Source organism: Streptomyces sp. NBC_00683 (assembly GCF_036226745.1).
In the GTDB taxonomy this organism is placed as follows: Bacteria; Actinomycetota; Actinomycetes; order Streptomycetales; family Streptomycetaceae; genus Streptomyces.
Genome location: NZ_CP109013.1, coordinates 6,139,793 through 6,158,742, shown reverse-complemented (window position 1 = coordinate 6,158,742; position 18,950 = coordinate 6,139,793). Strand labels below are relative to the sequence as shown.

The 18,950-nt window shown below is 70.4% G+C and carries 13 protein-coding genes; 8 read left to right on the top strand and 5 right to left on the bottom strand.

The window, feature by feature from the left end; genetic code table 11:
• Positions 1 to 17 precede the first annotated feature (17 nt).
• Complete coding sequence (locus OG257_RS27480) at positions 18 to 1,289, bottom strand: extracellular solute-binding protein (RefSeq protein WP_329211753.1); 1,272 nt, start codon at positions 1,287 to 1,289, stop codon at positions 18 to 20.
• Positions 1,290 to 1,647: 358 nt separating this feature from the next.
• On the opposite strand from OG257_RS27480, the gene OG257_RS27475 reads away from it, so the two are divergent.
• The gene (locus OG257_RS27475; RefSeq protein ID WP_329211751.1) at positions 1,648 to 2,691 is read left to right on the top strand and encodes a LacI family DNA-binding transcriptional regulator; all 1,044 of its coding nucleotides are present in this window, start codon (positions 1,648 to 1,650) and stop codon (positions 2,689 to 2,691) included.
• Positions 2,692 to 2,767: 76 nt separating this feature from the next.
• Positions 2,768 to 3,757 carry a phosphatase PAP2 family protein gene (locus tag OG257_RS27470; RefSeq protein ID WP_329211749.1) on the top strand — a complete coding sequence of 330 codons (990 nt, stop codon included), beginning with the start codon at positions 2,768 to 2,770 and terminating at the stop codon, positions 3,755 to 3,757.
• Between the two features lie 148 nt (positions 3,758 to 3,905).
• On the opposite strand, the gene OG257_RS27465 is transcribed toward OG257_RS27470, so the two are convergent.
• Entirely contained in the window at positions 3,906 to 6,899 is a 2,994-nt protein-coding gene (locus tag OG257_RS27465) for a bifunctional [glutamine synthetase] adenylyltransferase/[glutamine synthetase]-adenylyl-L-tyrosine phosphorylase (protein WP_329211746.1), read from the bottom strand.
• A 144-nt stretch (positions 6,900 to 7,043) separates the two neighbouring features.
• Between OG257_RS27465 and OG257_RS27460 the strand changes: the two genes are divergently transcribed.
• Positions 7,044 to 7,565: a pyridoxamine 5'-phosphate oxidase family protein gene (locus OG257_RS27460; RefSeq protein WP_329211744.1), complete on the top strand. Its 522-nt coding sequence runs from the start codon at positions 7,044 to 7,046 to the stop codon at positions 7,563 to 7,565.
• Positions 7,566 to 7,638: 73 nt separating this feature from the next.
• Here the strand turns inward: OG257_RS27460 and OG257_RS27455 are convergent, their stop codons facing one another.
• The gene (locus OG257_RS27455) at positions 7,639 to 8,430 is read right to left on the bottom strand and encodes a putative protein N(5)-glutamine methyltransferase (RefSeq protein WP_329211742.1); all 792 of its coding nucleotides are present in this window, start codon (positions 8,428 to 8,430) and stop codon (positions 7,639 to 7,641) included.
• Between the two features lie 259 nt (positions 8,431 to 8,689).
• Positions 8,690 to 9,895, bottom strand: a complete 1,206-nt coding sequence (locus OG257_RS27450; protein ID WP_329211741.1) for a hypothetical protein — start codon at positions 9,893 to 9,895, stop codon at positions 8,690 to 8,692.
• A gap of 422 nt (positions 9,896 to 10,317) precedes the next feature.
• Here OG257_RS27450 and OG257_RS27445 point away from each other — a divergent pair, with 422 nt between their 5' ends.
• On the top strand, positions 10,318 to 11,937 hold the full coding sequence (locus OG257_RS27445; protein ID WP_329211740.1) for a glucuronyl esterase domain-containing protein: 1,620 nt from the start codon (positions 10,318 to 10,320) through the stop codon (positions 11,935 to 11,937).
• A gap of 53 nt (positions 11,938 to 11,990) precedes the next feature.
• Here the strand turns inward: OG257_RS27445 and OG257_RS27440 are convergent, their stop codons facing one another.
• On the bottom strand, positions 11,991 to 12,440 hold the full coding sequence (locus tag OG257_RS27440; protein WP_329211738.1) for a MarR family winged helix-turn-helix transcriptional regulator: 450 nt from the start codon (positions 12,438 to 12,440) through the stop codon (positions 11,991 to 11,993).
• Between the two features lie 90 nt (positions 12,441 to 12,530).
• On the opposite strand from OG257_RS27440, the gene OG257_RS27435 reads away from it, so the two are divergent.
• From OG257_RS27435 to OG257_RS27420, 4 genes are all read left to right on the top strand, one after another.
• Positions 12,531 to 12,944: a nuclear transport factor 2 family protein gene (locus OG257_RS27435; protein ID WP_329211736.1), complete on the top strand. Its 414-nt coding sequence runs from the start codon at positions 12,531 to 12,533 to the stop codon at positions 12,942 to 12,944.
• Positions 12,945 to 13,122: 178 nt separating this feature from the next.
• A complete protein-coding gene (locus OG257_RS27430; RefSeq protein WP_329215379.1) occupies positions 13,123 to 15,237 on the top strand; it encodes a LamG domain-containing protein in 2,115 nt (704 codons plus the stop codon).
• A 294-nt stretch (positions 15,238 to 15,531) separates the two neighbouring features.
• Complete coding sequence (locus OG257_RS27425; RefSeq protein ID WP_329211734.1) at positions 15,532 to 18,183, top strand: hypothetical protein; 2,652 nt, start codon at positions 15,532 to 15,534, stop codon at positions 18,181 to 18,183.
• Positions 18,180 to 18,794, top strand: coding sequence for a hypothetical protein (locus OG257_RS27420; protein ID WP_329211732.1), 615 nt, complete (start codon positions 18,180 to 18,182; stop codon positions 18,792 to 18,794). The genes OG257_RS27425 and OG257_RS27420 overlap by 4 nt, the downstream gene beginning before the upstream one ends.
• The last annotated feature ends 156 nt before the right edge of the window (positions 18,795 to 18,950 follow it).

Below are 18,950 nucleotides of genomic sequence, written 5' to 3'. Positions count from 1 at the left end.
CGGCCTGCCTTCCTGAGTTACTTCCAGCCCTTGAGGAGCTTGCGGTAGGAGTCGCCGGTCGTGGACGCGGCCTTCTCCGGCGTGGTCTGGCCGGTGAGGACCTTGGTGTACTCGGTGACGAGCGGAGCGAAGAGGCTGCCGGTCTCCGGGATCCACGGGCGCTCGACGGCGGTCTCGACGACCGGCTTGAAGAAGCCGACGATCTCGCTGTCCACGGCCTCCTGCTTGGCGTACGCGGAGGTGCGGGTCGGGAGCAGGTTCAGCTCACCGGCGGTCTGCGCCTGGGTCTCCACCGAGGTCATGTACTCGACGAAGGCGTAGGAGGCGTCGAGGTTCTTGGAGCCCGCGTAGACGGCGAGGTTGTGGCCGCCCTGCGGGGCGCCCTGCGAGGCCGAACCGGCCGGCACCGGGGCGATGCCCAGGTTGGCCTTGTCGGCGAACTCCTTGCCGGTCAGCGTGTCGGCGACAGCCCACGGACCGTTGATCATCATCGCGACCTTGCCGTCCTTGAACGACGACTGCATGTTCTCCCAGCCGTCGGTGGCGTCGGTCTTCGCGGCACCGGAGTCGACGAGGTCCTTGACGGTCTTGAACGCCTTGACACCCTCGGGCTTGTCCACCGTGACGGACTTGGTGGAGGCGTCGACCAGGTCGCCGCCCTCGCCGTACAGGAAGGAGAGGAACCAGTACGCGTCGTCGCCGCGCAGGTAGAGGCCGGTCTTGCCGGTCTTCTCCTTGATCGTCTTGGAGACGGTCTTGAGGTCCGCGATGCTCGACGGGACCTCGACACCGGCCTCCTTGAAGATCTTCTTGTTGTAGAAGATGCCCATGGAGTCGATGACCTGCGGGACCGCGTACGTCTTGTCCTTGTACTTGGTCGACGCGGCGGCCTGCTCGAGGAAGTCCTTCTCGTTCTTCAGCGCGCTGGTGCCGTCCAGCGGGGCGAGGTAACCGAGGTCGGCGAACTCGGGGGTCCAGGCGACCTCGGAGCGGATGACGTCGGGAGCACCGGCGCCGGCCTGCGCCGCGTTCTTGAACTTGTTCTGCGCCTCACCGAAGGGAACGTTGACGTACTTGACGTCAACCTTCGGGTGCTTCTTCTCGAAACCCTCGGCGAGCTTCTTGAAGACCTTGTCCTCACTGCCGACCGTCGAGGTGTCCCACCAGGTCACCGTGCCGGAGAGCTCGCCCGAGCTCTTGCTGCCGCCGGTCTCGTCGTCACTGCCGCAGGCGGTTGCCGCAAGCGCCAGGGCCGCGACCAGGGCGGTGGCCGTTATGCCACGTCGCATCTGAACTCCTTCAACTGCCGTACCGCTCCGTCGCGGCGCCGGGTCGACGTGAACGTAACAAGGATGAAAGACGACCGAAAGACTTTGCGGAAGATTTCTGCAAGCTCCGGCGATCGTTACATTGGCGTGTCCGCAAGGTTGCCGTCAAGACTCTTGACGGGAGCCTCGCATCCCTGCCCACACCAGGCCAGGCCCCGTATCCGGGCGGTACGACGATCCGATCGCGGGCAGCCGGCGGCGACCGCAAGGCCTTGCAAGATGTTGCTGCCGAGGGGCCGGCCGACCCGCGCTGCCGGGCCCGACCGCACGAATCCTGCGCATGGTGGGCAATACGACACGCGCCCGGTACAGTCCCCTCATGACCGCACGGCTTGCCGATATCGCAACTCAGGCGGGGGTCAGCGAAGCTACGGTCAGCCGCGTACTGAACGGCAAGCCCGGTGTTGCAGCGACCACCCGCGAATCCGTCCTCGCGGCGCTCGACGTCCTCGGGTACGAACGCCCCGTCCGTCTGCGCAGGCGCAGCGCGGGCCTCGTCGGCCTGATCACGCCCGAGCTGGAGAACCCGATCTTCCCGGCACTGGCCCAGGTGATCGGCCAGGCGCTGACCCGGCAGGGCTACACACCGGTGCTGGCGACCCAGACGCCCGGCGGCTCCACCGAGGACGAACTCACCGAGATGCTCGTCGACCGCGGCGTCTCGGGCATCATCTTCGTCTCCGGCCTGCACGCCGACACCTCGGCCGATATGCAGCGCTACGAACAACTGCGGGCCCAGGGTGTTCCCTTCGTCCTGGTCAACGGCTTCTCGCCCAAGGTGCAGGCGCCGTTCATCTCCCCCGACGACCGTGCCGCGATGCGGCTCGCGGTCACGCACCTGGTGTCACTGGGGCATCAGCGCATCGGTCTCGCGGTCGGCCCGAAGCGCTTCGTTCCCGTTCTGCGCAAGATCGAGGGATTTCACGCCACGATGCAGGAACAGCTCGGCCTCACGGCGGACGCGGTGGAGGAGCTGATCCAGCACTCTCTGTACACGCTGGAGGGCGGCCAGGCCGCAGCCTCGGCGCTGATGGAGCGGGGCTGCACCGCGGTGGTGTGCGCGAGCGACATGATGGCGCTGGGCGCGATCAGGGCAGCCCGCCGGAATTCGCTGGAAGTCCCGCGCGACCTCTCGGTGGTCGGCTACGACGACTCGCCCCTCATAGCGTTCACCGATCCGCCGCTGACCACGATCCGTCAGCCCGTGACAGCGATGGGTCAGGCCGCCGTGCGTACGCTGCTGGAGGAGATCGGCGGTACTCCCGCCCCGCACAGCGAGTTCGTCTTCATGCCTGAGCTGGTCGTACGCGGCTCGACGGCCTCGGGGCCCGGCCCCGACTCAGGATCCCACCCTCGTCGTTAAGGTGCAGAATGTGCGACCGGAACCCGACCGGAGGATCATCGGGCGGAGGGAGACGTATCTGGCAGACTCTGCGCCTATGGGTGATTCGCACGTGACCACACAGGAAGACCGCATGGCGGCCAACCCGTCACCCATCGTGGCGGAGGCGGCGGCCACCGGATCGACACTCGTCGGCCGGACGCGATCGTGGTCCCTGCGCTCGCTGCGGTCCCCGCGCCGCCCTCGCCTCTGGTTCGAGATCCTGCTGATCGCGGTCAGTTACTGGCTCTACTCACAGGTGCGCAACGCGGTACCCGAGCAGCAGGCCGCGGCCCTGCGCAACGCCGACTGGATCTGGTCGCTCGAGCACACGGTGGGGCTCGCCTTCGAGGAGACGGTCAACCGGGCCGCCAATTCGGTGACATGGCTGATCGTGTCGATGAACTACTACTACGCGACGCTGCACTTCGTCGTGACCATCGGTGTGCTGATCTGGCTGTTCCGGCGTCATCCCGGCCGCTACGCGGCCTCCCGGCTGATCCTCTTCTCGACGACGGCCGTCGCCCTGCTCGGCTACTACCTCTTCCCGCTGGCACCCCCGCGTCTGATGAGCGGCGGGGGCTTCATCGACACGGTGATGCTGCACCAGACCTGGGGTTCGATGGCTTCGGGCAACTTCAAGCACATGTCGAACCAGTACGCGGCGATGCCTTCGATGCACATCGGGTGGTCGCTGTGGTGCGGTCTGACCATCTGCGCCCTGGCGACCGCCCCGTGGGCGCGGATCCTGGGCCTGCTCTACCCGGTGGCGACGCTGGTCGTGATCGTGGCGACCGCGAACCACTTCTGGCTGGACGCGGTGGGCGGTATGGCCTGCCTGACGTTCGGCTACGCGATCTCGTACGCCTGGTACGGGCGGCTGCCGCACCGGCTGCCGCGGCGGCCGGCGACCGCGGGGGGCCGTGGGCGCGTGCGCTCGCTGCTGCCGGTCCTGGCACGCCGCACCCGTGCCCGCACCGACGTGCCGCACCCGTCCGCCCAGCCGAGCCCGGCCGCTGCCCACTCGGCCCCGCGGAACTCCGGCTGACCCCTTCCCGGGGCTCCGCCCCGGACCCCGCTCCCCGGCCGCCGCACGGGGCGCCCCCGAGCCCGCCCGGCGATTGAGGACCGGGCACGGGGCAGGGCCCCGGTTCGGAAAAGGGCGGGCAGGGGACGAAGCCCCGCGCAGCGGCACCTCACCCCGCCCCGTAGAACCGCTCCTCCACCACCGCCCGCGCCCGCCGTGTGATCCGCCGGTAGTCCTCCAGCATGTCCCCGACGTGCCCCGGCTCGTACCCCAGGTACCGCCCCACCGCCGTCAGCTCCCGCGGGTTCGAGGGGAACGTGTCGCCCGGCCGCCCCCGTACCAGCATCACCGCGTTGCGCACCCGTGTGGCCAGGACCCACGCCTCGTCCAGCGTCTGCGCCTCCTCCACCGGGATCAGCTCCGCCGCACACGCCGCGGCCAGCGCCTCGCGCGTGCGCGTCGTCCGCAGTCCCGGCTCCGCCCAGCCGTGCTGCATCTGCAGCAGCTGCACCGTCCACTCGACGTCACTCAGCCCACCACGGCCCAGCTTCATGTGGAGCGTCGGGTCTGCGCCCCGCGGTATCCGTTCGGACTCCATGCGCGCCTTGAGCTTCCGGATCCCCCGGACGGCGTCCTCGCCCAGCCCTTCCGCGGGGTAGCGCAACGGATCGACCAGCTCGATGAACGCGCGCCCCAGGTCCTCGTCCCCCGCCATGGGCTCGGCGCGCAGCAGTGCCTGGCTCTCCCAGACCAGCGCCCAGCGGCGGTAGTAGACCTCGTACGACTTCAGCGTGCGGACCAGCGGTCCGCTCTTGCCCTCGGGGCGCAGGTCGGCGTCGATGATCAGCGGCGGGTCGGCGGTCGGCAGCTGCAGCAGCCTGCGCATCTCCGTGATGACGGTGTTCGCGGCCCGGGCGGCCTCCTCGTCGCTCACGCCCTCCCGCGGGGCGTGCACGAACAGGACGTCCGCGTCGGAGCCGTAGCTCAGCTCGTGCCCGCCGAAGCGGCCCATGCCGATGACGGCGAACCGGGTCGGCAGCGTGTCGCCCCACTGCTCGCGTACGGCGGCACGCAGGGCCCCCGAGATCGTGGCGGCGTTCAGATCGGTGACCGCGGGTCCGACCCGGTCGACGAGCGCGCCCGGATCCTGTTCCGCGGGGTTCTCCTCGGTGCCGTACGAGCCGATGAGGTCGGCGGCCGTCGTGCGGAAGAGCTCCCGCCGCCGCACCCCGCGCGCCACCGCGACCGCCGCCTCGGCGCCCTCAGCTCGGCCCACCGCGGCGAGCACCTCCTGTTCCAGGTGGTCCCGGGTACGCGGCTTCAGCCCCTCCGGGTCGCCGAGGATGGCGACGGCCTCCGGGGCCCGCATCAGCAGGTCGGGGGCGAGGCGGCCGGCCGACAGGACCCGGGCGAGGTTCTCCGCCGCGGCGCCTTCGTCCCGCAGGAGCCGCAGGTACCAGGGGGTCTTGCCGAGCGCGTCGGACACCTGCCGGAAGCCGAGGAGCCCCGCGTCCGGATCTGCGGAGTCCGCGAACCAGCCGAGCAGGACCGGCAGCAGCGTGCGCTGGATGGCGGCCTTGCGGGACACCCCGGACGACAGGGTCTCCAGATGCCGCAGCGCAGCCGCCGGATCGGCGTACCCGAGGGCTTCCAGCCGGACGATGGCGGCCTTCGCGCTGAGCCTGGTCTCGCCGGGCGCCAGCTGGGCGACGGCGTCCAGCAGCGGCCGGTAGAAGATCTTCTCGTGCAGGCGCCGCACCACCGAGGCGTGCCGCCGCCACGCCTTGTTGAGCTCGGCGACGGGGTCCGTACGCAGCCCGAGGGAGCGCCCGAGCCGCCGCAGGTCCGATTCGTCCTCGGGGACCAGATGCGTGCGGCGCAGCCGGTAGAGCTGGATGCGGTGTTCCATGGCGCGCAGGAAGCGGTACGCCTCGTCCAGCTGCGCCGCGTCCGCCCGCCCCACGTATCCGCCGTCGGCGAGCGCCCGCAGGGCGGCCAGGGTGGAGCCGGCGTGCAGGGTGGCGTCGCTGCGCCCGTGGACCAGCTGGAGCAGCTGTACGGCGAACTCGACGTCCCGCAGCCCGCCGGGCCCGAGCTTGAGCTCGCGGTCGACGCGGTCGACGGGGATGTTGTCGACGACGCGGCGGCGCATCTTCTGTACGTCGCCGACGAAGTTCTCCCGGTCGGCGGCCTGCCACACCAGCGGCGACACGGCCTCGACGTACTCCGCGCCGAGCGCGGGGTCACCGGCGACCGGCCGGGCCTTCAGCAGGGCCTGGAACTCCCAGGTCTTGGCCCAGCGCTGGTAGTAGGCGAGGTGCGAGCTCAGGGTCCGCACCAGCGGCCCGTTGCGGCCCTCGGGGCGGAGATTGGCGTCGACCGGCCAGATGGTGCCTTCGACGGTGGTGTCGGCGCAGATCCGCATCATGTGGGCGGCGAGGCGGGTGGCGGCCTGCATGGACCCGTTCTCCTCCTCCCCGTCCACCGGCTCCCCCACGAAGATCACATCGACGTCGGAGACGTAGTTCAGTTCGTGCCCGCCGCACTTGCCCATCGCGATGACGGCGAGCCGGCACCGGGCGGCGTCGGCGGGGGCGGCGGTACGGGCGATGGCGAGCGCGGCGCGCAAGGTGGCCGTCGCCAGGTCGGCCAGCTCGGCGGCGACCTGGGCGAGGTCGGTGGTGCCGCACACGTCGCGGGCCGCAATCGACAGCAGGGAACGGCGGTAGGCGACCCGCAGGGAGTCCGGGTCGACGGCATCGGCGAGCATGCGTTCGAATTCGGCGACGCCGGGGTGCAGATCGGTGGCCTCGTACGTGACGAGCACCTGCCAGTCGCGGGGGTACCGCGCCAGGTGGTCCCCGAGGGCCTCGGAGGCGCCGAGAACGCCGAGGAGCCGGTCCCGCAGCGGCTTGGCGGTGACGAGGGTGTCCAGCAGGACCTGCCGTTCGTCTGCCTCCTCCGCCTCGACGAGCCGGACGAGGCTGTGCAGGGCAAGATCCGGGTCGGCCGTGGCACCGAGCGCGTCGAAGAGGACGGGATCGGACCGTACGGAGGAGAGCTCGGGCAGTTCGAGGAGCCGTTCGGCTGCGGACGGATCGGTAAAACCGTGCCGCAGCAGTCGGGTGAAGTTGCTGCTCCTGCGCCCAGGCACCGTCGTCATCCCGTGTTCTCCTGCCCGCGGACCCACACGTGTCCGCTCTCCGAGCCTAGCTGTGCACCGATGAATTCGGAGTGGGAGCGGAGTCCGTACTTCGCAGGCACGATGAACGGAACGATCACGCCGAAGGCTCTCAGGAGGCCCGTCATGCCGGACGAGAACGCCACCCCGGACACCGCCCTGGACTCCCGGTACAGCGGCGAGAACGCCACCGCCCGCCCATGGCCCGAAGCGGTCGCCCTCCTGACGGACGCCGAGCTGTACTGGCTCTCGACGGTCCGCCCGGACGGCCGCCCTCACGTCACCCCGCTGATCGGGGTCTGGTCGGACGGCGCCCTGCACTTCTGCACGGGCGCAACGGAGCGCAAGGCACAGAATCTGGCCGCCAACCCGGAGGTGGTCCTGACCACCGGCGCCAACACGCTCGACGAGGGCTTCGACGTGGTGGTCGAGGGCCGGGCCGCCCGGGTGACGGACGAGAAGCGCCTGATCGCGCTGGCCGAGGCCTGGGAGACGAAGTACGGCAGCGACTGGCACTTCGGTGTCACCGACGGCATGTTCTCCAACGGCGCCGGCGGCCGTGCGGAGGTCTTCGCGGTGGCCCCCCGCACGGCCTTCGGCTTCGCCAAGGGCGACCCGTACGGCCAGACCCGCTGGCGCTTCGCCTGACTCCCGCCCGGCGCCCCGCCCCGACGTACCGGGAGTGCGCGGGGCGGGCGCCGGTCACGGCCCCCGGCGACGGCTACACGGGGCGGGTCCCGATCACCACCGTGGCGTACAGCTCCTCCGAGACGACCACCCGCGCGCTCAGCCCGCTGGCGCCCACCGTCTCCGCGGCACGCGCCGCCTGGCGCTCACTCGTCTCGACGAGGAGGGCCCCGCCGGGTGCCAGCCAGTCCGGCGCCGCGGCGGCAACCCGCCGCATGACGTCGAGGCCGTCCCCGCCACCGTCGAGCGCCACGCGCGGCTCGTGGATACGCGCCTCGGGCGGCAGCAGTTCGACGTCGTCGGTCGGCACGTACGGCACGTTGGCGAGCAGAACGTCGACGCGCCCGCGCAGCGAGCCGGGCAGCGGCTCGAAGAGGTCGCCCTCATAGACCTGTCCGAGCTCACCGACATTGCGGCGCGCGCACCGCACGGCGGCGGGTTCGACATCCGTGGCGTGCAGTTCGACGTCGGTCAGCGCCGCCGCCAGCGCCGTACCCAGCGCCCCGGAACCGCAGCAGAGGTCGACGACGACGGCCGGCTTCCGCCCGGCGAGAGCCACGGCCTGGCGGACAAGGAATTCGGTACGGCGACGGGGCACGAAGACCCCGGGGTCCACGGCCACCCGCAGCCCGCAGAACTCGGCCCAGCCGAGCACGTGTTCAAGCGGCAGACCGGCAACGCGGCGTTCGACCATGGCCGCGAGTTCCGCCGGACCGGCGGCCGTGGAGAGGAGGAGTTCGGTCTCGTCCTCGGCGAAGACACAGCCGGCGGCACGGAGCGTGGTGACGATCGACGAGACGGAGTGCGGTGAAGCGAATTCCTGCATGCGGAGGAGCCTTTCGGGAAAAACCGATGGGCGCTCCGCGATCGCTCATGTCGTGTCGGGCACGCGACTGCGAGTGGTGAGCACCCAGCCTGCTGAAGCGGTAATGGGTCTCACCTCCTGGGTCGGTCCCGGTCTCGGGACGGATCACCTTACCCGAGCCGGGCGGTTCACCACACGCTCTGCTCCCGGAACCGGCGGGTTCCGGGCGTGTGCCCGTAGGCCCGGTGGAAGACGTCGACGGAGGCGCCGGCGGTGGGTGTCATCGCGTCACCACGTAGCACGTGACCACCGGATCGGCACCCACGCCCCACCTGGCCTCACCGGGCCAGGTGTACCAGAAGTGGTCCTTCTCGGTTCCCTCCCGGGTCCAGGCCGTGGGCGCCGACCTGTACGCCTTCCGGCAGGCGTCGCCGGCCATCCGCTTCGCCTTCTTGTCGCCCGGGTACGCGGCGTCGAACCGTGCGTGGGCGAAGACGCGGGCGTCGTGGGGCTGCGCGCAGGGGACGGACACCACCATGTCGAGGGTGCGGGTGCCCGTGGTGAGATCGGCGCAACCGCCCTTCTTCACGTCACCGACCGTTGTGACGGCCCCCTTGGCGTCGAGCGTCCGCTCCGAGGCTGCCGGCATGACCGGCACGGACTTCCCGAAACCGCTCACCTGCAGAACGGCGCGCAGGCCGGTCACCTCGTCCAGGGCGCTGTCCTTCTTGCCGAGCAGGGCCGAGAAGTCCGCCTCCGCCCGTGTGACGCGCCCCTTGGCGTCCGTGGACATGCTGAGCGACACGGGCGTCTCCGTACCGTTCGGATCGATGTCAGCGGTGAGTTCGGAACCCAGGTCCTTGGGGAACAGGCGCAGGGCGTTGAACGCGGTGAGCTTGGCCAGGTAGGTGCGGCCGCCCTTCTTGGCCGCCGGCGAATCCTTGACCTCCTGGGCTCCGCTCAGGATCTCCAGGAGCGTGCCGCCGAACGCGGACTCGGCTCCCCGCAGGGCATCGATCGCGGCGCCGGTGCCGAACGCCTCCGAGGGCCCTTCGTAGCGCAGCCAGTAGCCGGCCTCGCCCGCACTCAGCCGGATGGTGTCCGGCTCGACCGCCACCCGGGTACGCGCGGGAGATCGGCCCTCCCCCAGCCGGACGCCCAGCAGCGCGTCCTTGGCCTCGTCCGGCAGGTCCTCCGCGAGAGCCCAGTCGATCGAGCCGACGGCCCGGCCGCCCGCGAAGTCGAGCCGCCCCGAGGCCTTCTGCACCGTGTCACCCGACGGAGAGCTGAAGGTGAGGGTCTGGGTGAAGCTCGCGGTACGCGCTGCCTGGGTCGCCAACAGCGCCTGGCGGGGCTGCTGCTCGACCGGCGCGCCGAATACCGGGTGGGCGGGCTTGTCGTCCGCGGAGCCACCGGCACAGGCGGTCAACAGCAGAGTTGCCGAGAGGGCGGCGGCGCACAGCGGAAGGAGAGGTCTTCTGATCACATCGGTTCGACCGTGAAACCGCCCGAGCGGTTGCCCTCCGCGGGGTAACGGAACGATCACCCGGCTTGGCGAACCCTCTCCGAATGTTTCGCTCGTGATTACGAAAGTGGCCGAAAGCTCCTGTTGCCACGAGCCCCTGACAGCGGCTCACATGACCGCCTTTCACCCTTACATTCCGCTTTGGCGAACGCGGTACGCGCCCAGGGGCGTTCGAGAACGGCCAACCTCAGGTGCCCCATGTCCACCCGTTGTCACGCCCTGCCCCCCTCCCTAAGCTCGGGAGCGCTCCCACACCCACTGCCTGTATCCGGCCGGCCCGCCCGGCACCGGGAGTCCTCACGCCGTATTCCCGGTCACCGCACTCACGGCGGTCCCCCGCCAGGCCGGATCCACACCCCGCACCCGCCATCTGGAGGTCCCCCATGCGCTTTTCCCTTCGGTACCGGTACAGATCGAGGGCGCTGGCAGCCACAGCCGCGCTGGTGACGGTCGCGAGCCTGGCGACCGCTTCCCTCACCCCGCAGGCGAGCGCCACGGACAGGCAGGCCGCCGCGGTCCAGGCCGGTCCCGCTGTCGAGGACGACGGGGCCGACTGCGCCGTACCCGACCCCGGTGCTTCGCCGGCCGACCCGAAGCTCCCCGACCCCTTCAGGAAGCTGGACGGGACGCGCATCTCCACCACGTCCGAATGGCGTTGCCGCCGCGCGGAGATCAGGGAGCAGGCGGAGAGGTCGGTCTACGGCCAGAAGCCGGCCAAGCCGGCCGGTGTCACGGGAACGGTCTCGTCGACCGGCATCACGGTGAACGTGACCGACCAGGGCAAGAGCGCGGGCTTCACGGCGAAGGTCGAACTGCCGAGCGGTTCCGGCCCCTTCCCGGCCGTCGTCGTCCTGGGCGGGCTGGGTGCGGACACGGCCACCATCAAGGCCTCGGGTGCGGCGGTCGTCAATTTCGACCCGTACACGGTGGGGCGTGAAGGAACGCCGCGGAACAACAAACAGGGCGCGTTCTACAGCGTCTACGGATCGTCGAGCGGCACAGGGCTGCTGATGGCCTGGTCCTGGGGCGTGAGCCGCATCATCGACGTCATCGAGCAGTCGGGCGGCAGCCTGCTCAAGGCCGACGCGACCGGCGTCACGGGCTGCTCGCGGTTCGGCAAGGGCGCCTTCGTCGCCGGCGCGTTCGACCAGCGCATCGATCTGACCATGCCGATCGAGTCGGGTTCCGGTGGCGCCCCGGTCTTCCGCGGGATTCCCGGGGAGAGCGGCGGACAGCCTCTGAGCAGCGCCTACTCGGAGCAGCCGTGGCTGGGCGACGCGTTCGGCTCCTTCACCGGCAACCCGGCCACCCTGCCGGTGGACACCCACGAGATCGTGGGCATGGTCGCACCGCGAGGCCTGTTCCTCATGGAGAACCCGCACGTCGACTGGCTGAGCGCCAGGTCGGGCAGCGTGGCGGCCCTGGGCGGGGCGGAGGTCTACAAGGCCCTCGGCGCAGGGTCCAACATCAGCTACTGGTCGGACGTGCAGGACGGCACCCACTGCGCGGCCAGGTCCGAGTGGAAGGGACCGCTCCAGCAGAGCATCAGCAAGTTCCTGCTGAACACGGGTACCGCACCGGGCGTGTTCAGGGTCTCGCCGCGCAAGTCCGGTGATCTGTCGGCCTGGAAGGACTGGCAGACCCCGGTCCTGACCGGGGTCGGAGACCCGGACGACGGCGGCGGCCCGGACGACGGCTCGGACGCCACGTGCACCGCCGGCTACCGGACCGTCCAGAGCTGGTCCGGCGGCTTCCAGGGCGAGGTGTCGATCCGGAACAACAGCAGCAACACCGCGCTGACCGGATGGACGGTCGGGATGACGTTGGCCGCCGGCCAGTCGATCAGCAACCTCTGGAACGGCGTGAACACCGGAACCAGCGGGCCCATCACGGTACGGAACGCCCCGTGGGCGGGCGCCACGGCCCCCGACGGCACGACCACGTTCGGCTTCACCGCCACCGGCAGCCCCACCACCCCACCCGGCAACCTCACCTGCGCCTGAGACGGCTCCGGGCCGACGGTACGGAACCGTCGGCCCGGAACCGCTGCCCGGGCCTAGGGTCGTTGGTGGTGCGCGAGCAGCCGGGTGAGCAGGTGGGCCAGAGTCTGCCTGTCCTCGGCCGAAAGCGGCTCCAGCAGGTCGTCCTGCACCCTGTCGAGGGCTCGGTCCATGCGTCGCAGCTGCTGACGACCCGCCGCGGTGAGGGTCACCCTGTTCCGCCTCCGGTCGTCCGGATCCGGGGTCCGCTCGACGCAGCCCTGCTCGGCCAGTTCGTTGATCGCCGCCACGACGTCACTGCGGTCCATGCTGCACCGACGGCCGAGTTCGGCCTGGCTGGCCACCCCGAACTCCTCCAGCGCCGCCAGGATCCGGTAGTGGTACCCGCGCGCGCCCACCTCGCCGAAACCCTCGGACGCCAACCGGTGGGCATGCACTGCCACCTGGGTGAGCAGCCAGCTCGGCTTCGCGGTCAGGTGCGCGGGGGCCGCGGGGGTCTCTTCCACGACAGTCACCCTACATCGTTGGCGCAGCCAACGAATCTCTCTGTATAGTTGGCGACGCCAATGTTGGATACGCCAACGAAATGGGGAACCATGTCCACGCACACTCCGGTCGCCGACCGCATCGAGATCGCCGACCTGTTCACCCGCTTCGCGTGCCTGCTCGACGAGAAGCGGTGGGAGGACGCGGGCACCGTCTTCACCGACGATGTCGTGGGGCACTCGCCGCGCTCGGGCGAGATCCACGGCCTCGACGAACTCGTCGGCTTCATGCGCCGGGCGGAGGTCGACGGGGAGCACACCCAGCACCTGACGACCGACCTGCTGGTGGACGTGAACGGCGACCGGGCGGCCGCCTCGGCGAACTCGCTCGTGTACTTCTACCGCGACGGCCAGGCACCCCACCTGACGAGCGGCCTGCGGCTTGCCTGCACCGCGGTGCGGACGCAGGCGGGCTGGCGGATCCGCGAGACACGGACCACGGTCGCCTGGATGCAGGAGAAGTGACCTTTCGGCGAAAGATCCCCGTCGGCCGGGCAGGCGGGCTCGTCCTGGCCGCAAAACCCGCTCGGCGTTGTCAGTGATCTCTGTTTAGCTTCGTGCGGCTCGTGTCGTCCACGAGCCTCGAGCACTCACAGGGGAGGGACTCTTGACCAGGTTCGGAAGGACGCGAAGACGCAGACGGATGGTCGTGGGGAGCTGCGTGGCGGCGTTGCTGGCCACGTCCGGCGGTACGGCGTACGCAGTGGACAACCTGCCGCCGAAGCAGCCGCTCGTCCAGGACCTCCAGTCGGAGGGCAAGGCCTGCGCGACCGGCGACGACATGCCGTACGTCCCGGGGCCTCCCAGGCTCAGCGCCATGCTGTACGACCCGGAAGAGGACAACCAGCCCTCCGAAGCCAGCCCGATCAAGGGCGAGTTCGAAGCCTGGTGGACGGACTCTGCGGGACTGGAGGAGCGTCGTACCTACACCACCATCACCTTGACGTCGGGGTCGCGCCAGTATTGGAGGATGCCGGACGACATCCCGGCGAACACGGTCGTGTCGTGGCACGTCCGCGCGAACGACGGCGAGGCGACCTCCGCGTGGAGCGATGAGGGCGACGGCTCGGTCTGCACGTTCGTGTACGACGACGCGAACCCGGAGAAGGCGACGATCAGCTCCCCCGAATACCCCCAGCCCGAGGACGTGTTCCGGGTGGACGGGGTGGGCGTGTACGGCCACTTCACCGTGGACTCGCCCTCCGAGGATGTGGTGTCGTACGCGTACGGCTTCCAAGGTGGCCCGTACGGGACCGTCTCCGCCGAGCGGCCGGGCGCAGCTGTGACCCTTTTGTACCTGCCGCTCACCGCAAGCTACAAGTCGCTGACGATCCGTGCGATCGACCGGTCGGGCCGAAGCAGCGGACAGTCGCAGTACGACTTCAACGTGCAGTCCGGGCGTGCCCCTGTCGCCCGCTGGAAGCTGGACGACCCGGCAGGCTCCCGCTCGGCCTCTGCCGTGACGGGGACCGTCGCCCGCGCCGGTACCGGCGTGACCTTCGGCGGCCCGGCGCCCGCGGGCACCGGAGCCTCCTCCACGGTCAGCCTCGACGGCAGCGGCCACGGCTTCCTCACCACGGACGCCCCGGCCGTCGACATCCGCAGGACCTTCGCCGTCAACGCCTGGGTGCGGCCCGCCGAAACCGGTCGGAACATGGCCGTCGCCAGCCAGGACGCGGACGGGAAGCCCGGCTTCAGCCTTGGGCTGCGCAGCCAGGACCCCGGCCCTGTCTGGTCCTTCGCGATCGCGGGCACGCGGGTGTCAGGTGGCGCGCCCGAGGCCGGAGAGTGGGCCCATCTGCTGGGGCTGTACGACGCGGAGACGGGTCGCGCGAAGTTGTACGTCAACGGCCATGAGGTGGGCACCGCGGCAGAGGCGACTCCCCCCGAGACGGCCGGAGCGTTCCAGATCGGACGCTCCCGTGGGGCTACCGGCTATCGCGACAGGTGGCACGGAGACATCGGTGACGTGCAGGTCCACGACCGGGTCGTGGTACCGGACGAGGTGGCCGAACTGGCACGGCGCAAGCCGACGCTGCTCGGCCACTGGTCGGTGGACAGCGTGGTGGACGGCGCGAGCCCCGAGCAGTCGGGTGGCGTGCCGCTGCGGCTCGGCACGGGAGCTTCCATCTACCGGAGCTCCGACAATTCCTGCATCCCGGACCTCGACCCCGACTGCACGTACGTGCCGCCGCCGCTCGTCGGCGACGGGCATCTGAGCCTGGACGGCGAGACCGGGTATGCCGCGTCCGACGGGCCGATCGTGGACACCGGGGACACCTTCACCCTCGGCGTCGTCGTACGCCTCGCGGACTCCGAGCCGGTCCGGCCGATGACCGTGCTCTCGCAGGCCGGCGAGCACACCGACGCGTTCAAGGTGCGCTATGTGCCGTCCACGTTCACCTGGCAACTGGTGATGCCGGAGAGGGACGAGGTCGGATCCCCGGAGAAGGTGGTGTCCCAGATCGAGGGCGCGGACGGCGGCGAGGGCCAGGGCCATCGTCTCGCCGTGGTCTACGACGACGGGACCGACACGATCAAGCTCTACCTCGACGGCTACACCAATGCCGGGGCGACCGCGAGCCTCCCTGACGGCTGGCACAGCACCGGTGCCCTCCAGATCGGCCGGGCCAAAGCCGGTGACGGCTGGGGCGAGTACCTCCGCGGCGACGTGGACGAGGTACAGGCCTACTCCGGCGCGCTGCGGGACGGGGACGTGCTGGGCCTGGGCTGGGACACGAATCCCTGCCTGTGCTGATCCGTCGATGCTGAGTCGGTGAACGAATTCGGGCCGACGGTACTGAACCGTCGGCCCGAAGCGTACGTTCAGCGGCCGATGCCGGCCCGGGCCCGGTGGCCCTGCGGATCAGTCGCCCGAGTGACCCCAGAAGTAGCCCCTTCTCCGGGCAGCGGAAGGCAGCGCCTCCCTCCGACACTCGAGCCCTTGGCCGAAGACGTTCCGCGGAAAGGTAGTTGGGCCCCAATTTGGGCCCGAGGGCCCACCTGGAAATCGTTCTGGTGACCTACTCTCGCCGCTGGGGGGTGGACGAGTATGTCTTTTCATGCTGATGTCGCAGGGGCGGGCGGGGTCGCGCGACGCGCGATGCCGCAGCAACTGGTGGTCGCGCGCTGGCTCGTGTACGTGCTGTTCGGGGCGACGGTCGTGGGTGGCTTCGGCCTGCTGCTCTCCGCCGCCCAGGTGGACGCGCTGGGCGGGCTGTTGTTCGGCATGCTGCTGTACGCGGCGGCGCCCGGTGTCACCGGGTGGGTGCTCGCACGCCGGGCGTGGACGGGCGGCAACGGGGTCCGCTGGGGGCTGATCGCCGTACAGGCCTGGCTGATATCCGGCGGCCTGGCCAACCTGCGGGACGGCTCGCTCCAGGGCCTCACCCAACTCCTGCTGCCCGTCGTGATCCTGGTCTTCCTGTGCACCAAGGACTCGCGGGAGTGGTTCCGTTCGGCGTCGTCCGAACGGGAGGAGCGGCCGCCGTTCTCCCTCCCCCACATGATCACCTGGCGCCGGGACCGCGGTCAGTCCGCGGTGGAGTACACGGGCCTGGTCGTGATGGTGGTCGCCATCATCATCGCGCTGATACTGAGCGGCGTCGGCGGAGAGATGTCCGCCCGGCTGAAGGAGGCCATCTGCTCCGTGGTGGGCCAGTCCTGCCCGGCCGACAACGGTGGCGGCGACACGACCCAGGCGGGCGACGAAACGGGCGACGGCGCGGACGGTTCCACCGACGGAGGCGTGACCGGCGGTGACACGGGCGGCACCACCGGCAGCACGGGCGGCACCACCGGCGACACGGGTGGCAGTACCGGCGGCCCGGCCGGCAGTACCGGCGGCGACACGGGCGGCACCACCACTGATGACACAGGCGGCACCACCGGCGGCCCGCCCGGCACCGAGGACGACGAGGGCGGCGACCCGACCGACCCGTACGAGCCGATCGGGGACGACGGAGCGTCGCAGGACGACGACGGCGACGGCGGCGACAAGAAGAAGGAATGCTCCGGCTTCTGGGGCTGCACCCTGGACCAGCTCGGCCAGGTCGGCGAGGGCATCGTCGTGGACGGCCTGTGGGGCGATGTCACCGACACCTGGGACACGATCATTCATCCGATCGACAGCGTCACCGGCCTTTGGGACTACGGCAAGACGCTCGATGACCCCTGGCACGAGGGCACCCAGGAAGCCGGCGACAAGTGGGACAGGGGCGACTACTGGGATGCGCTGACCGACTGGGGCGGAAGCGGCGTCGACGTCGTCCTGAAGCCGCTGGACGACATGTTCGTCGGCGATGACGTACGCGACAGTTGGAACCGCGGCGAGGAGACCCAGGCGGTCAGCAACGTCATATGGAACGTCGGCTCGCTGTTCATTCCCGGCTACGGCGAGGTCAAGGCCGCCGCCAAACTCGGCAAGCTCGGCCGCCTCGGCAAGATCGCCGGAGCCGTCACCGAGGCCGTGGACAAGGCCAAGGACGCGGCGGGCCGCGCCCGCAAGGCCGTGGGCGCCGGTGACACCAAGGGCGCCCGGGACGCTGCGGACGAAGCCCAGGACGTCGCCGACGACGCGAAGAAGAAGGTCGAGGAAGCGGGCGAGTGCAAACTCGCCGCTCTGGGTGGCGCGCGCCTCGTCCCGTACGGCGGAGGCGTCCCACGCCCCCTCGGCGGGCCCGGCAGCGGCACCGTCGTCCTCGCGGCCGCCCCCGCAGCCGTTCCGGTGGGCTTCGTCGCGGAGGGCGGCTCCGAACCCTGCAAGGGTGCCGAGGCGGACGACGCCCGCGAGGCTCAGGAGCAGGCGGACGAGGCGGACAGGGTGGCCGACGGGGCCGAGCTCGGCGATGTGGCCGACAAGGTCAAGCAGACGATCCTCGATGCCCGCGACAAGAGCAAGACGCCCAAGTCGGAGCGCCTCAACCTCAACGAGAAGGGCATCGACAACCTGGTCGCGAAGGCCAAGGACGATCCCGACTACAGCAGGGGCGAGTACAGCAAGGAGGAGTTGGCAGCCGCGCTGAAGGACCTCGACGACATGCTCAAGGACCCGTCCATCGACACCCAGACCCGGGGCTCGTTGGCGTCCGAGGTACTCAAGGCCGGCGACCGGCACAAGCTGGCCGAGTCGATGGCCGAGGTCCGCGCCGCCCGGCGCGCGGCATCCGAGGCCGCCGAGGGCACCAAGGTCTACGGCGCGGTCGGCGGCAAGAAGGGCCGCCAGACCGTCGACATGGGCGACGGCACCACGGTCGATGTCAGTGCTGTGGACGACGTCGACGTCCTCTACAAGGGGAAGGACGGCAACATCCACGCCGTCGAGGTGAAGAACACCGCCAACGCCGCCACCAAGTACACCGTCCCGGCCCAGGCGAAGCGCCTCGCGGACTGGGCCAAGGAGGACGGCGCCACCCCGCCGAGGGCCGCCCGCTACGAGATCGAGCAGAAGAAGGACTGGCACAAGATCTTCGACGGCTACCAGACGGACAAGAAGAACAACGTCACGCCCGGAGGCACTCCGGCGCAGACCTTCGCCGAGAACGGGCTCGACGTCCGTATCGCCGGCCAGGACTTCACGCCGCAGCAGATCAAGGCCATGGACAACGCGTGGAACGCCAAGAGCGACGCCGACAAGCGGGCGGCGCTGGACTCCGGCAAGATGAACGACCCCAAGAGCGCGATGGATTACCTGGGAGTCTCGTGACCGCCACCGACGAAACCCCGCTGCTGCCGGGGGTGCTGCAGGCCTACCCGTACCCGTGGGGCAACGGCTTCATCTGGACCACGGAGAAGGAGGACGAGGAAACCCTCGCCTACGCACGGGCCGTGCTGGAGGCCTGCCTGCCCCCCGAGCCGCTCGACGGGCCGGAGCCGCCCCAGGAGACGGTCCTCCACGACTCCGGCGACGACGCGTACCCCGAGTGGACCGAGATCCGTGCCGTCCTGCGCGAGCGCATGCCCTACGCCCGGCACGTGACGGCCGAACGCATGGCCGGGGCCGAGGCCGAGTGCGCCCGTCGCGGGCTCGCCACGGCCGGCTTCCAGGAGATCTGGACCCGCCGCATCACCGCCTGGATCGCCGAGCAGACGCTGTACTGGTGCGGCCTCATGGTCGACGACGAGGCCGCCCTCACACCGTGGCTCATGGACCTCGCCGAGCTCTACGTCCAGCGCGGCCTGGCCGCCGAAAAGGCAGTGGGCGCGCTCAGCTGCACCAAGTCCGTGCCCGAGAGCCGCGCCGCCCTCGCCCGGCTCGCCGCGTACGACGGCCTGCCTGACGAGATCCGTGAGGCGGTCGAGTACGAGCTTCGCTGACGCCTCGTACCTGACTGCCGGTCCGTACGACCGGGCCGGCGTTCGCCGTCCGCCGGGAACGCCGGACGGCCCACAGACGGCCCAGCACGTCCGAAACGGCTTCGGGCCGACGGTACGAAACCGTCGGCCCGAAGCGTGCGTTCACCGGAACAGGGC